Below are 14,462 nucleotides of genomic sequence, written 5' to 3' on the forward strand. Positions count from 1 at the left end.
CCGCTGCGCCGCTCAGGCCGCCGGCGTGATGCGGATCCGCTCGAAGCGGCCCGCGAGCCATGCGTATGCGGCGATGCCGATCAGCCCATGCGCGGCGACGAACCACAACGCGCCGGCGAACGAACCGGTGCTGGCGACGAAGTAGCCGATCACGAGCGGCGTGACGATCCCGGCGATGTTGCCGAGGCCGTTGAACACGCCGCCGCTCAGCCCGACCATGCCTTCGGGCGCCGTATCGGCGAGCACGGCCCAGCCGACCGCCGCGAGCCCCTTGCCGAAGAACGCGATCGTCATCAGCGCGATCACGGCCGCGTTCGACGCCGCGCCGTTCGCGAGCACGAGCAGCGTCGCCATCGCCATCCCCGCGACGAACGGCGTCTTGCGCGCCTTCGACGGATGCATGCCGCGCCGGATCAGCCAGTCCGACAGCACGCCGCCGAGCACGCCGCCCGTGAACCCGCAGATTGCCGGCAGCGCCGCAACCCAGCCGGCTTCCATGATCGTCATCCCGCGCCCCTTGATCAGGTAGATCGGAAACCACGTGATGAAGAAGTACGTGAGCGCCGTGATGCAGTACTGACCGATATAGATCGCCCACAGGTTCCGGTGGCGGAACAGTTGCGATGCGTCGTGCCACGAAACACGCGGCCGTTGGCGCACGCGGTTCGCCTCGAGATCGACGAGCGCACCGTGTGCGCGCAGGTAGTCGCGCTCGGCATCGGTCACGCGCGGGTGCCCGTGCGGCTCGCGATACCACGCGAACCACAGCGCGGCGAGCGCGATGCCGAGCAGCCCCATCCACAGGAACACATGCTCCCAGCCGAGTGCGTGGGTGAGCCAGGCCATGGCCGGCGTGAACAGCACGACGGCCATGTACTGCGCGGAATTGAACAGGGCCGACGCCGTGCCGCGTTCGGCGGTCGGGAACCAGCAGGCGACGATCCGCGAATTGGCCGGGAACGCCGGCGATTCGACGAGGCCGAGCATGAAGCGCATCACGAACAGCGCGAGCGTCGCGGCCGCACCCTGAACGGCGAGCCAGCCGACCGTGCCCTGCAGCATCGTGAAGACCGACCACAGCAGCAGGCTCAGGCCGTACACGCGCCGTGCGCCGAAGCGATCGAGCAGCCAGCCGCCCGGGATCTGGCCGATCGCGTAGGCCCACGCGAACGCCGAAAAGACGACGCCGAGCTGCACGGGCGTCAGGCCGAGATCGTGCGCGACGCCGGTGCCGGCGATCGACATCGTCGCGCGGTCCGCATAGTTGATGACGGTGACCGCGAAAATCAGCGCGAGGACCGCATAGCGGACGCGGCCGATCGTGCGCGAGGCCGCGGGCGACGCGGCGAGGGCGGCGCCGCTGGATCGATTGGACATGCGTGTCTCCTGGCCTCCGTCGGGCGGAGGCATCCGGTGTTGTAACGAGGCGGCCGTGCGGCCGCGCGGCGTTCAGCGCGTGACGCTGGTCGGCGGGCGCTGGCCCGCGAAGCACGCGGCGAGGTTGGCGAGCACGATCCGGCCCATTTCCTCGCGCGTTTCATGCGTGGCGCTCGCGCGGTGCGGCTGCACGACGACGCGGTCGAGTTCGAGCAGCGCGGCCGGCACGTGCGGTTCGTTCGCGAACACGTCGAGGCCGGCGCCGGCGATCGTGCCGTCGGCGAGCGCACGGACGAGCGCGGTTTCGTCAACCAGCTTGCCGCGCGCGACATTGATCAGGAATCCTTTGGGGCCGAGTGCGGCGAGCACGTCGGCCGTCACGAGCACGTTGCCGTGGTCGGCCGATGCCGCGATCACGAGCACGTCGCTGTCGCGCGCGAGCGCGGCGAGGTCCGGAACGTAGCGATAGCCGCTGTCGCGATGCTCGCGCGGGCCGAAGTAGCTGACGGGCATCCGGAACGCCTGCGCGCGCTGCGCGATCGCGCGCCCGACGCGGCCGAGCCCGACGATGCCGAGCCGCTTGCCGGTGACCTGCGTCGCGAGCGGCTGGGCCGTTTTGCCCCAGCGGCCGGCACGGACGATCCGCTCGCCGGCGCCGAGGTCGCGCAGCGTCATCAGGATCAGCCCCAGCGCCATGTCGGCGACGTCGTCGGTCAGCACGTCGGGCGTCGTCGTCACGTGGATGCCGCGTGCGCGGGCGCGGTCGAGATCGACCGCGTCGGTGCCGATGCCGCTGATCGCGATGATCTCGAGCGCGCTCAGCCGGTCCATCAGCGCGGCGGACAGGCCGTTCGCGCCGCCGGTCACGACGCCGCGAATGCGCGACGCCACGCGGTCGAGCAGCGCGTCCGGGTCTTCGGCCGCATGCAGCCGATGCACCGCGTAACGGGCGGACAGTTCGGCGTCGATGGTGGCGGGGAGCGGCTGGGTCAGCAGGATGTCGATGGTCATGAAGGTCTCGGTCGTCGTGCGCGGCGCGGGCCGCGCATCGGGTGGAACCGAGTATAGAAATCGCATCGATATCGGTCTAACATCAAAAGACTATCGATTGATTCAAGAATTGGATGATTGAACTGCACCAGCTTCGCTGCTTCGTCGCGGTGGCCGAGGAACTGCATTTCGGCCGTGCGGCGAAACGGCTCTTCATGACCCAGCCGCCGCTGAGCCGGCAGATCCAGCTGCTCGAGCACGCACTCGGCATCGCGCTGCTCGAGCGCAGCAGCCGGCAGGTCAGCCTGACCGCGGCCGGCGAGCGCTTCCTGCGCGACGCGCGGCACATCCTCGAATTCTCCGCCCGGGCCGAGCAGGCCGCGCAGCGCGTCGCGCATGGCGGGGCCGGCCGCATCACGCTCGGTTTCACGGCCGTGAGCGCGTACCGGATGATTCCGGTGCTGCTCGCGCACGCGGCGCATGCGCTGCCGGATGTCGACGTCGAATTGCGCGAGATGGTGTCGACCGTGCAGATCGATGCGCTCGCATCGCGGATGCTCGACGCCGGTTTCGTGCGGCAGCGCGCCGCGCGCCAGCCGCTCGAATACCGGCTCGTGCAGCGCGAACCGATGCTCGTCGCGGTGGCGCAAGGCGCGCCGCTTGCCGCCTACGAGCAGATCGGCCCCGACGAACTCGACCGGCAGCCGTTCATCGCGTATTCGCCGAACGAGGGGAAGTACTTCCACGACATGATCTCGGGGATGTTCGCGGGCGCCGGACGGCTGCCGAACTACCTGCACTACGTCGGGCAGACGCATACGATCCTCGGCCTCGTGCGTGCGGGGCTCGGCGCGGCGCTGGTGCCGGCGTCGGCGCGCGAGCTTCATGTCGACGGCGTGGTGTTCCGGCCGCTGGCGGGCGTCAATGTCGCAGCCGAGCTGTATCTCGCGTGGCGCGCGGACAACGACAATCCGGCGCTGCCGGTGTTCAACGCGATGGTCGAGCGGTTTCTCGCGCAGGAACAGGGCGGCGGCGCAACGTAGCGGCGTCGCGCGGTCGCATCGTGTCACAAGCTTTCAATCCGGAAGCTTGCGGCGCCGCGATGACAAGCAATCCTGAGCGAGCGGTGCATGTGCCGATGACAGGAATCCTTGCAATTTCGAAAGCATGCCGTCATGCGCGTGCTTCGCGGCGGGCGGCACGAACGCCAGGGGCGCTGTCAGCCCGACGAAGGGCTCCATGCCGACCGCTTGACGCTGCATGCCGGTCGGCGCAGGATACGTCCGTGCATTTGGAGCGGGACGCGCCGGCCGCGCGGTTCCTGCACCCGCGACACGCAAAAGAACAACGATGAGCCTTTACGCCCTCGTACCGGAATACCGGCGCCGCATCCATCCGCGCGCCGCAACGACGCTTCGACCGACGCCCGTCGCGTCACGTATCCGTCATCCCGTTCGTACCTGCGCGCCGGTACGCTTTCCCGTCCGCGCGCTGGCCGCGACGATGAACGGCGCCGGTCCGGCCCGCCGCATCGCACCGCCGCCCGCTACCCCCGATCACCGCATCCCGAACGGCGCCTACACCGGCGTCTCGTGACGCCCGCACGCGTCCGTCCTGGTATTGCGCCGCCGGCTTTCCTGATTGCCGGGCGGCACCGGAGTCCGAAGCATTTCGATTGCATCTGAAAAAGCAAACGTACGCAGTCCGGTTCGAGGTTCAAGGAGAAAAACTCATGTCGCAGCTTTCAAATGAAGCAAACGGCAGTTCGGGGAGTGGCAAGGTCAAGCTGATCAAGTGGGCGATCATCGTCGCCGGCGTCGCGATCGCGGCACCGGCCGCGCTGTTCATCCTGAAGGGGGTGATCGCGCTGGTCGCGGCGGGCGTGATCGGTCTCGGCGCGATCTATCTGGCGCCGGTCGTCGCGATGAAGCTCGCGAACCAGAAGGTGAAGATGATCGTCGAGGAAGCGCAGTCGAATCCGATCGAGACGCTGATCAACCAGCTCGCGGAAAAGCGCCAGGACGCGCAGAAGTTCGCGGACAGCATCACCGCGTTCCGTACCGAGGTGAAGAACTTCGAGAGCAAGACGGAGCTGTTCGAGAAGCAGTACCCGGACGACGCGCCGCGCTTCCGGGCGCAGCTCGACACGATGAAGCAGCTGCTCGCGTTCCGCGAGGGCCGCTACAAGCAGGTGCAGGTCGAACTGAAGAATTTCGCGTCGGCGATCGACCGCGCGAAGGCGATGTGGGACATGTCGCAGGCGGCACAGCAGATGAACAAGCTCGCGGGCCGGCAGGCGTCCGATACGTTCGAGCAGATCAAGACCGACGTGGCCGTCGATTCGGTGATGCGCTCGGTCAACAAGGCGTTCTCCGAGATGGAGACGTCGCTGATGGATAACCCCGAGGTCAAGCAGGCGCAACAGCAGGCGGTGTTGAACGGTGGCCGCGCGCCCGGGCTCGATGCGGCGAACCCCGCCCAGTTGCCGTCCAAACAACAATAACTTCCCGCAGGCCCTCAACCATGAAAAAACTTCTTGGCGCAATTGCGTTCCTGGTCGTGCTCGTCGGCGTATGGATCGTGCATCAGGGCGGCCTGTCGACGCTGATTCCCGCGCATGACGCGGCGCCGTCGTCGATGTCCGCGCAAAATGTCGACACCGGCCAACCCGCGCAGACGCCGCCGTCGGCCAACGTGCTGCCGGCCGGCTTCACGCCGCAGGCCAGCACGCTGAAATCGATTGCGGAAAACGGCATCGTCCGGATCTCGGTGCAGAATCCGAGCGAGCCGTTCTTCGGCGAGGACAAGGGCGCACCGCACGGCTTCAACGTCGAATTCGCGCGGCTGCTGTTCGCGGATCCGTCGTTCTCGCACGGCGGCAAGCCGGTCGTCGTCGATACGCATCACGAGGTCGATACGTACCCCGGTGTGCCGAAGCAGCTGCTCGATACGGATGCGAAGGGGAACCACGTGGTCGACGTCGCGATGGACGGGCTGACGTTCCCGGACAACTCGCCGGCCGGCATCGTCTATTCGGTGCCGTACGTCGACGATTTCGGCTATTCGCTGATCGTGCGGCAGGGCTCGGCGATCCGCTCGACCGACGATCTCGCCGGCAAGACGGTCGGCATCCTGAAGGGCGACCCCGACGTGCGCGCGTTCGTCACGCGCCAGTATCCGAACGTGCACTTCGTCGAGGTCGACGATTCCGATCCGGCGTTCATCGCGAAGAGCGTCGACGGCCGGACGGTCGACGCGTTCATCTACGACTATCCGTTTGCGGTCAGCTCGATCAAAAACACCGACCTGAAATTCGCGGTGACCAAGCTCGACGGCTCGAACATCGCGTACAAGATCGGCGTGCGCGCCGACGACCAGGACCTGCTGATCTACCTGAACGCCGCGATCGCGAAGCTCAGGCAGTCGCCGCAGTATCTCGAGCTGCTGCGCAAGTACTTCGTCAGCGACCAGGCGATGACGACCGCGGCCGCATCGGGCGAGCTCACGTACGTGGTGAAGGCGGGCGACACGCTGAACCTGATCGCGGCGAGCAAGCTCGGCAGCGGCCAGCGCTATCGCGAGATCCAGCGCCGCAACAACCTCGCGAACCCGAACCTGATCCTGGCCGGCCAGCATCTCGTGATTCCGGCCCGGTAGCCGCGGCGTGGCGTGAATGAAGGAAGGCGAAGGGGCGTGAAAGACGTCACGCGGCCCGGCGGTGTTGATCCGCCGGGCCGCGTGCATTCGGACGTCAGTGGGTGATGGACAGGAACAGGTACGCGGCGAACAGCGCGAGGTGCACGACGCCGTGCAGCACCGTCGTCCGCCCCTGGCTGAGGGTGAGCGTGCTGACCAGCAGCGTGAGCGCGAGCAGGACCGTTTCCATCGCGCCGATGCCGAGCGTGAGCGGCTGGCCGACCCAGATGAATACGGCCGCGACGGTCGGGATCGTGAGCCCGATGCTCGCGAGCGCCGAACCGAGCGCGAGGTTCATGCTGGTCTGCAGACGGTTCGCACGCGCGGCGGTGACGGCCGCGAGCCCTTCCGGCAACAGCACGAGCGCGGCGATCACGATGCCGACCGCGGCTTCGGGCGCACCGAGCTTCAGCACCGCATGCTCGACGGCCGGCGACAGCAGCTTCGCGAGCAGCACGACCGCGACGAGGCTCGCGAACAGCAGGATCATGCTGATCACGGCGGTGCGGTTGCTCGGCGCCGCCGCGTGCACCGCCTCGTTTGCACTGTCGTGCTCGGCGAGGAAGTAGTCGCGATGTCGCACGGTCTGCACGAACACGAACGCGCCGTACAGCACGAGCGATGCGACGCCGGCGAACGCGAGCTGCGATTTCGAGAAGAACGGGCCCGGCGCGGCGCTCAGGTAGTTCGGCATCACGAGCGACAGCACCGACAGCGACGCGAGTACCGCGAGCGCCTTGCTGGCGCCGCGTCCCTGGAAGTCCTGTTCGCCGTGCTTCCACGCACCGACCAGCAGGCAGATGCCGACGATGCCGTTGCAGATGATCATCACCGCGGCGAACACGGTGTCGCGCGCGAGGCCCGATTTCTCGGGGCCCGCGCCGAGCATCACCGACACGATCAGCGCGACCTCGATGACGGTCACGGCGACCGCGAGCACGAGCGTGCCGAACGGTTCGCCGACGCGGTGCGCGACGACTTCCGCATGGTGGACGGCGGCGAACACAGCGCCGGCGAGCGCGGCGGCGAACACCGCGATGACGAGGCCTTCGGCCGGCACGACGCGCGACAGCGCGAGTACCAGCCAGGCGGCAAGCGGGGCCCAGAGGGTCCAGCGCGGGAGCTGGTTGGACGAGTGCGGCATGGAGGGTTTCCTTATGCGAGTGGCGGCGCGCGACGCGCCGTCACGGGTTGACGAAGCCCGGCCGTACTATCCGCCGAACGAGGACGATGAAACAGAAGGGTGGCAGCACGCAACGGCGCTGCCCTGGATTCGCTGCCGTGAGGCGGCGAGGGGCGCGGGCGGGCCGAAGCCCGTCGCTGGATGAAACGGTGGTTCGATGCGGCTGCCCGCCGACGGCGAGGCGGTACACGTGACGACGCGCGGGCCGGAGGGCCGGTCCCGACCCCGAAAGGGCGGCCAGCGATGGACGGCGGTGGCGACGTGACACGCGGTTTCCCCCTGAAATCCGGCGGTTTGTCGAATTTTATCAGGCGTTCGGGGGTCACTATCTCATATTCGAACGCTTACGTTGACCTTTCGGTTGATAAAAAGTGCCCCGATCTTTCAGTTTTTTTACCTTTGCAGTCTCCGAAACAGTTTCTTGCACGACGAATTCGGGCACGCCCTGACATAAATCTACCGACCGGTCGGTTTATAATCGCTCGCACCTCCACTTCATGACGGATCGCAAGCGATGGCTGTTTCCTCTGCACAATCGGTGAACTCGGGCGCGCTGGCGCCGTCGGCCGTCGTCGGCGTGATAGGCGCCGGCGCGATGGGCGCGGGCATTGCGCAGGTCGCGGCCGCGGCCGGGCACACGGTGCTGCTGTACGACCTGAGCGAAGCAGCCTGCGACAAGGCGCTGGCCGGCATCCGCGCACAGTTCGCGCGACTCGCGGAGAAAGGCCGGCTCGAACCGGCACAGGCCGACGCGGCCGGCAACCGGATCCGCGCGGTGCGTGCGTTGGCCGACTTCGCGGGCGCCGCGCTGGTCGTCGAGGCCGCAGCCGAGCGGCTCGACGTGAAGCGCGAGATCTTCGCGACGCTCGAAGGCCACGTCGACGACGCGTGCATGCTCGCGACCAACACGTCGTCGATCTCGATCACGTCGATCGCGGCCGGGCTGCGCGTGCCGCAGCGGGTCGCCGGGCTGCATTTCTTCAACCCGGCGCCGCTGATGGCGCTCGTCGAAGTGGTCAGCGGGCTGGCGACCGCACCCGAGGTCGCGCAAGTGCTCCATGCGACCGCCGCCGCATGGGGCAAGCAGCCCGTGATGGCGAAATCGACGCCCGGTTTCATCGTGAACCGCGTCGCGCGGCCGTACTACGCGGAGGCGCTGCGCGTGCTGAACGAGCAGGGCGGCACGCCGGCCTCGATCGACGCGGTGATGCGCGAAGCCGGCGGCTTCCGGATGGGGCCGTTCGAGCTGATGGACCTGATCGGCCACGACGTGAACTTCGCGGTCACCGAATCGGTGTTTCGCGCGTACTTCAACGATCCGCGCTACACGCCGTCGCTGATCCAGCAGGAACTCGTGAACGCGGGCTTCCTCGGGCGCAAGTCGGGGCGCGGCTTCTATTCGTATGCGGACGGCGCGACGCCGCCCGCGCCCGATCTCGAACCGCCGCGTGATGCGCCGGCTGACGTCGTGCTGTACGCGCAGGATGGCCCGGCCGCGGCGTTGCAGGCGCGCTTCGCCGAACGCATCGCGGGTGCCCGGCAGGCCGGCGCGCAGGCGGACGACCTGCTCGCGACGGCCGGCCGCGCGTCGATCGCGCTGACCGACGGCCGCACGGCCACCGTCCGCGCCGCGCAGGCTGGCGTGGCCGATCTCGTGCTCGTCGATCTTGCGCGCGATTTCGCGCAGGCCGGGCTCGTGGCGCTGACGCGTGCGCTCCAGTGCAGCGACGCGGCCTATGCGGATGCGGTCGGCCTGTTCCAGCAGGCGGGCTTGCGCGTCGTCGGCGTCGGCGACGTGCCGGGGATGGTCGCGATGCGCACCGTCGCGATGCTTGCGAACGAGGCGGCCGACACGGTGAACCAGGGCGTGTGCTCGCCCGCCGATCTCGATCTCGCGATGGAGAAGGGCGTGAACTACCCGTGCGGCCCGCTCGCGTGGGCCGATGCGATCGGCATCGGCCGCGTGCATCGCGTGCTGTCTAACCTCGCGGCGAGCTACGGCGAGGACCGCTATCGCGTGTCGCCGCGGCTCGCCGCGCTGCATGCGGCCGGCCGCGCGTTCCGGTCGTAGCCGCCGGCCCCGTGACTTCGAACACGATAACGACATCACTCCATTGGAGGAGCACCCCGATGACTCACCCGACGCATCCTGCCGCCGCCCTCGAGCCGATCGAGACCGCCAGCCGCGACGAACTGCAGGCGCTGCAGCTCGAGCGCCTCAAGTGGTCGCTGCGCCACGCGTACGACAACGTCCCGCACTATCGCCGCACGTTCGACGCGGCCGGCGTGCATCCTGACGACCTGAAGTCGCTCGCCGATCTCGCGAAATTCCCGTTCTCGACGAAGAGCGACCTGCGCGACAACTATCCGTTCGGGCTCTTCGCGGTGCCGCGCGAGCAGGTCGTGCGCGTCCATGCGTCGAGCGGTACGACCGGCAAGCCGACCGTGGTCGGCTACACCGCGCGCGACATCGATACGTGGGCGAACGTGACCGCGCGCTCGATCCGTGCGGCCGGCGGCCGCCCCGGCGACACGCTGCACAATGCGTTCGGCTATGGGCTGTTCACGGGCGGCCTCGGGATTCACTACGGCGCGGAGCGGCTCGGCTGCATGGTCGTGCCGATGTCGGGCGGCCAGACCGAGAAGCAGGTGCAGCTGATCCGCGATTTCGAGCCGAAGATCATCCTCGTCACGCCGTCGTACATGCTCAACCTGATCGACGAGATGGTGCGGCAGGGGATGGACCCGGCCGAGTCGTCGCTGAAGATCGGCATCTTCGGCGCCGAGCCGTGGACGCAGGCGCTGCGCGAGGAAGTGGAAACGCGCGTGGGCATCGACGCGCTCGACATCTACGGGCTGTCGGAAGTGATGGGCCCGGGCGTCGCGTGCGAATGCGTCGAGACGAAGGACGGCGCGGTGATCTGGGAAGACCATTTCTACCCGGAGATCATCGATCCCGTGACGGGCGAAGTGCTGCCCGACGGCAGCCAGGGCGAGCTGGTGTTCACGTCGCTGACGAAGGAAGCGATGCCGGTGATCCGCTACCGCACGCGCGACCTCACCGCGCTGCTGCCGCCGACCGCGCGCGCGATGCGCCGGCTCGCGAAGATTACCGGCCGCTCCGACGACATGCTGATCGTGCGCGGCGTGAACGTGTTCCCGAGCCAGATCGAGGAGATCGTCGTCGCGCTGCCGCAGCTGTCGGGCCAGTTCCAGATCACGCTGTCGCGCGACGGTCACATGGACCGCCTCGACCTCGCGGTCGAGCTGCGCTCCGAGGTGGCCGTGTCCGTCACCGACGGCGATCGCGCGGCGCTTGCGCGCGAGTTGCAGCACCGGATCAAGACGATGGTCGGCGTGTCGTCCGGCGTGACGGTGCTGGCGGCCGGCGGGATTCCCGCGACCGCGACCGGCAAGGCGCGGCGCGTGATCGACCGCCGCCAGGCTGCGTGATTCCGATAGTGGCCGTTCTACCCGAGGAAACCTGTTCGATGGATGGATTGAAGACCCTGGCCGTCGCGGTCGATGCGCGCGGCATCGCGACCGTCGCGCTGCAGCGCGGCGACGTGCTCAACGCGTTCGACGAGACGATGATCGCCGAGCTGACCGACGCGTTCACGGCGCTCGGCCGGCGCGACGACGTGCGTGCGATCGTGCTGCGCTCGGACGGTCGTGCGTTCTGCGCGGGCGCCGACCTGCAATGGATGCAGCGCGCGAGCGCGAACGACGCGGCGGCGAACCTGCGCGACGCCGAGCGCTTCGCCGCGATGATGCGCGCGATCCGGCAGTGCCCGAAACCGACGGTGGCACGCGTGCAGGGCCATGCGTTCGGCGGCGGCGTCGGCCTGTGCGCGGCCTGCGACATCGTGATCGCGAGCGACCATGCGCGCTTTTCGGTCAGCGAGGCACGCTTCGGGATCCTGCCGGCCGTGATCGGGCCGTATCTGGTCGAGGCGGTCGGCCAGCGCCAGGCACGCCGACTTGCGCTGACCGCGACGCAACTCGGCGCCGCCGAGGCCGTGGCGATCGGCTTGATCCACCAGGCCGTGCCGCTCGATGCGCTCGACGCAACGCTCGACCGGACGCTTGCCGAACTGGGCCGCAACGGCCCGAACGCGCTGACGGAGACCAAGCGCTTCTTCGACGCGATCGGCGAGTATCCGCCGTCGGAAGAGCGTGCGGCATTCACCGCGCAGACGATCTCCCGCGTGCGGGCGATGGCGGAAGCAAAGGAGGGCTTCGCCGCGTTCTTCGCGAAGCGGCCGCCGGCCTGGGAGGCGCCCGCCGAGTAAGGCGGCGCGACCACGATCGGCGGCAAAACGGGCCCGGCCGCAAATTGCGTCTCGGGCCCGGGCGCTTGCTCTACAATGCGTGACCCCCGGCGCGCTGCCGGCCCAGCCCCGACCGATGCTTCGCCCGATGATCGTCAACCGCCTTATCTCCGAGATCCTGTTCGGCTTCACCGGCCTGATCGGCATCATCAATCCGATCGGCATCGCGTTCCTGTTTCTCGAACGGACCGAGGCGTTGACCGAGCACGAGCGCGACTTGCTCGCGCGGAAGGTCGCATTCAACTCGTTCGTCGTGCTGCTGGTCGCGTTCTTCGCCGGCACGCCGGTACTGCATTTCTTCGGGATCTCGATGGAAGCACTGCGGATCGGCGGCGGCTTCGCGGTTGCCGTGGCGGGCTGGCAGATGCTGAACGAGCCCGACGGCCCCGGCGGCGGCGATACGCCGGTCAAGCCGATCGACGCGAACGCGATCATGACGCGGGCGTTCTTCCCGCTGACCGTGCCGCTGACGGTCGGCCCCGGCTCGATCGCCACCGCGATCGCGCTGAACGCGAACCGCACGCACAAGCTGTCGGAGTTCATGCTGTCGAGCATCGTGTCGATCGCCGTCTCCGTGCTCGTCGCGGTCGTGATCTGGCAGGTCTACAGCCGCTCCGCGCTGCTCGCGCGCTATCTCGGCAGCGAAGGGACCAAGGTCGCGAAGCGCGTGTCGGCGTTCCTGCTGCTGTGCATCGGCGTGCAGATCATGCTGACCGGCTTCTCCGCGTTCCTGCAGCCGATCGCCGACCAGGCGAAGTAACCGGCGCCTTCCGGTTCATCCTTCGAGGTTTATTCTTTCACGCAGCCTGCACGCAGCGCGCGGTCATACGCGTTCGCGGCATGCGGGATACCATGCGACGTCTGGCGGATGTGCGGCGCGCATCCGGCCGCAATCCCAACTTGAGTGGCGAGGCATGCAATGGAATACGTGAAATTCGGGTCGACCGGGCTGGACGTGTCGAAGCTGGTGCTGGGTTGCATGACGTTCGGCGAGCCGTTGCGCGGCACGCATCCGTGGACGCTGCCGGAAGCGGAGAGCCGCCCGATCATCCAGCGGGCGGTCGAAGCCGGCATCAATTTCTTCGATACCGCGAACATGTATTCGGACGGCACGTCGGAGGAGATCGTCGGCCGCGCGCTGCGCGATTTCACGAAGCGCGACGATGTCGTGATCGCGACCAAGGTTTTCTACCGGATGCGCCCGGGGCCGAACGGCGCCGGCCTGTCGCGCAAGGCGATCATGACCGACATCGACCAGAGCCTGAAGCGGCTCGGCACCGATTACGTCGACCTCTACCAGATCCACCGCTGGGACTACGGCACGCCGATCGAGGAGACGCTTGAGGCGCTGCACGACGTCGTGAAGGCCGGCAAGGCGCGCTATATCGGCGCGTCGTCGATGTTCGCGTGGCAGTTCGCGAAGGCACTGCACATTTCAAGGCAGAACGGCTGGACCCGCTTCGTCAGCATGCAGAACCACCTGAACCTGCTGTATCGGGAAGAAGAGCGTGAAATGCTGCCGCTGTGCGCGGACGAAGGCATCGCGGTGATTCCGTGGAGCCCGCTCGCACGCGGCCGCCTGACGCGCAACTGGGACGAATCGTCGGAACGGCAGCAGAAGGACGACGTCGCCAAGCAGCTGTACGACGCGACGATCGACGCGGACAAGGCAGTCGTCGAGGCCGTGGCGGCGATCGCCGCCGCGCGCAACGTGCCGCGGGCGCAGGTCGCGCTGGCGTGGGTGGCGCAAAAGCACGGCGTGACCGCGCCGATCGTCGGCATTTCGAAGCCGCAGCAGCTGGACGACGCACTCGGTGCGCTCGCGCTGAAGCTGACCGACGACGAGATCGCGACGCTCGAACGCCCGTACGTGCCGCACGCGGTTGCCGGGTTCAACTGAGCGGCATCGCAGGCGCCGCCGCGCACCGCGTTCAGTGTGCGGCAGCGAGCATCGGATAGGTGAACAGGCCGAAGTGGACGACGTTCAGCCCGGCATGCGCGATGGCGGACGCAAGCAGTCCGCCGCGCCGCCAGGCGAGCCCGTAGCCGGCGCCGGCCACCGTGCCCAGCACGATCCATTGCCAGCCGCCGGCCGCGTGCGCGGCGCCGAACAGCACCGCGCCGGCCGCGAGCGCGACCCACGGGCCCCATGAGAACGCGCGGAGCACGCGCGTCAGCCCGCCTTGCACATAGCCGCGGAACAGTGCTTCCTCGGCAAGCGTCACGAGCAGCAGGTTGTTCACGAGCCACAGCCAGCCCGACGCCGGCCACTTGGGCGCCCAGCCGACCATCCCGAACGCCAGCGCGCCGGCCAGGCACGCGGCCGCCGTCGCGACGGCCGCCACCGCGCCGGTGCGCAGCGCGCGCGACAGCGCGACGTCGGGCGCGACCCATGGCAGCACCCACAGCAGCCACAGGCCGACCAGCGGCTTGTCGAGATTCAGGTACATCGTGAACGGCACGGCGTCCGGCGTGAAGCGCGTCGGGCCGATCACGAGCGGGTTGTGGAATCCGGGGACCAGATGCAGGCTCAGTGCGACCGCCAGCGCGGCAAACACGGCGTGCGCGGCGATCCGCACCGCGAGCGGGCGCGCGGGCCACACGCCCCACGCGGCTGCGGCCAGCAGCGCGAGCGGTGCCAGTGCGACTGCCCCGAGCTTGCCGAACGCCAGCGCGACGGCATAGCCGAACCCGGCCAGGATGATGCTCAGGCCGTGCAGCGGGCGATGCCACGCGAATGCGGCGGCCGCGAACAGGGCCAGCCAGATCGTGGCACACGGAAGGAGCGAAAGGGACATGACGGGACAGGCTTGGCTCGGACGGGACGCCGCGCATCATACAGCACGCCGGGACTGCCGCCGGGCCGATGGCGACGGGGCGTTGGC

Annotated in this window: 13 protein-coding genes; 9 read left to right on the plus strand and 4 right to left on the minus strand. The window is 68.4% G+C overall.

The genetic code is table 11. The annotated features are described in order from the left end of the window. Nucleotides 1–12: 12 nt before the first annotated feature. Both DIE03_RS02180 and DIE03_RS02185 read right to left on the minus strand, forming a co-directional pair. Complete coding sequence (locus DIE03_RS02180; RefSeq protein ID WP_124447014.1) at nucleotides 13–1,377, minus strand: MFS transporter; 1,365 nt, start codon at nucleotides 1,375–1,377, stop codon at nucleotides 13–15. A 72-nt stretch (nucleotides 1,378–1,449) separates the two neighbouring features. Next, on the minus strand, nucleotides 1,450–2,388 hold the full coding sequence (locus DIE03_RS02185) for a 2-hydroxyacid dehydrogenase (protein ID WP_124447016.1): 939 nt from the start codon (nucleotides 2,386–2,388) through the stop codon (nucleotides 1,450–1,452). A gap of 113 nt (nucleotides 2,389–2,501) precedes the next feature. Between DIE03_RS02185 and DIE03_RS02190 the strand changes: the two genes are divergently transcribed. The 4 genes from DIE03_RS02190 (at nucleotide 2,502) to DIE03_RS02205 (ending at nucleotide 6,024) form a co-directional block, all read left to right on the plus strand. Next, nucleotides 2,502–3,410 (plus strand): LysR substrate-binding domain-containing protein, encoded by a 909-nt coding sequence (locus DIE03_RS02190; RefSeq protein ID WP_124447018.1) that lies wholly within the window; start codon nucleotides 2,502–2,504, stop codon nucleotides 3,408–3,410. A gap of 307 nt (nucleotides 3,411–3,717) precedes the next feature. Continuing rightward, nucleotides 3,718–3,963: a hypothetical protein gene (locus DIE03_RS02195; protein WP_124447020.1), complete on the plus strand. Its 246-nt coding sequence runs from the start codon at nucleotides 3,718–3,720 to the stop codon at nucleotides 3,961–3,963. Nucleotides 3,964–4,099: 136 nt separating this feature from the next. After that, complete coding sequence (locus DIE03_RS02200) at nucleotides 4,100–4,870, plus strand: hypothetical protein (RefSeq protein WP_124447022.1); 771 nt, start codon at nucleotides 4,100–4,102, stop codon at nucleotides 4,868–4,870. Nucleotides 4,871–4,890: 20 nt separating this feature from the next. Continuing rightward, nucleotides 4,891–6,024, plus strand: coding sequence for a transporter substrate-binding domain-containing protein (locus DIE03_RS02205; RefSeq protein WP_124447023.1), 1,134 nt, complete (start codon nucleotides 4,891–4,893; stop codon nucleotides 6,022–6,024). A gap of 94 nt (nucleotides 6,025–6,118) precedes the next feature. Here DIE03_RS02205 and DIE03_RS02210 read toward each other — a convergent pair whose 3' ends face one another. Continuing rightward, entirely contained in the window at nucleotides 6,119–7,207 is a 1,089-nt protein-coding gene (locus DIE03_RS02210) for a calcium:proton antiporter (protein ID WP_124447024.1), read from the minus strand. A 553-nt stretch (nucleotides 7,208–7,760) separates the two neighbouring features. Between DIE03_RS02210 and DIE03_RS02215 the strand changes: the two genes are divergently transcribed. The 5 genes from DIE03_RS02215 to DIE03_RS02235 all read left to right on the plus strand — a co-directional run bounded on the left by DIE03_RS02215 (nucleotide 7,761) and on the right by DIE03_RS02235 (nucleotide 13,477). Next, entirely contained in the window at nucleotides 7,761–9,317 is a 1,557-nt protein-coding gene (locus DIE03_RS02215) for a 3-hydroxyacyl-CoA dehydrogenase (protein ID WP_124447026.1), read from the plus strand. Nucleotides 9,318–9,376: 59 nt separating this feature from the next. Then, nucleotides 9,377–10,699: a phenylacetate--CoA ligase PaaK gene (gene paaK, locus DIE03_RS02220; RefSeq protein ID WP_124447028.1), complete on the plus strand. Its 1,323-nt coding sequence runs from the start codon at nucleotides 9,377–9,379 to the stop codon at nucleotides 10,697–10,699. A gap of 38 nt (nucleotides 10,700–10,737) precedes the next feature. Then, entirely contained in the window at nucleotides 10,738–11,538 is an 801-nt protein-coding gene (locus tag DIE03_RS02225; protein ID WP_124447031.1) for an enoyl-CoA hydratase-related protein, read from the plus strand. A 127-nt stretch (nucleotides 11,539–11,665) separates the two neighbouring features. Beyond that, on the plus strand, nucleotides 11,666–12,337 hold the full coding sequence (locus DIE03_RS02230; protein ID WP_059240354.1) for a MarC family protein: 672 nt from the start codon (nucleotides 11,666–11,668) through the stop codon (nucleotides 12,335–12,337). 159 nt (nucleotides 12,338–12,496) lie between these two features. Then, nucleotides 12,497–13,477 (plus strand): aldo/keto reductase, encoded by a 981-nt coding sequence (locus DIE03_RS02235; RefSeq protein ID WP_124447033.1) that lies wholly within the window; start codon nucleotides 12,497–12,499, stop codon nucleotides 13,475–13,477. A 31-nt stretch (nucleotides 13,478–13,508) separates the two neighbouring features. Here the strand turns inward: DIE03_RS02235 and DIE03_RS02240 are convergent, their stop codons facing one another. Continuing rightward, nucleotides 13,509–14,375, minus strand: a complete 867-nt coding sequence (locus tag DIE03_RS02240; RefSeq protein ID WP_124447035.1) for a CPBP family intramembrane glutamic endopeptidase — start codon at nucleotides 14,373–14,375, stop codon at nucleotides 13,509–13,511. Between the last annotated feature and the right edge of the window lie 87 nt (nucleotides 14,376–14,462).

The sequence above is a fragment of the Burkholderia sp. Bp8992 genome, assembly GCF_003853705.1.
In the GTDB taxonomy this organism is placed as follows: domain Bacteria; phylum Pseudomonadota; class Gammaproteobacteria; order Burkholderiales; family Burkholderiaceae; genus Burkholderia.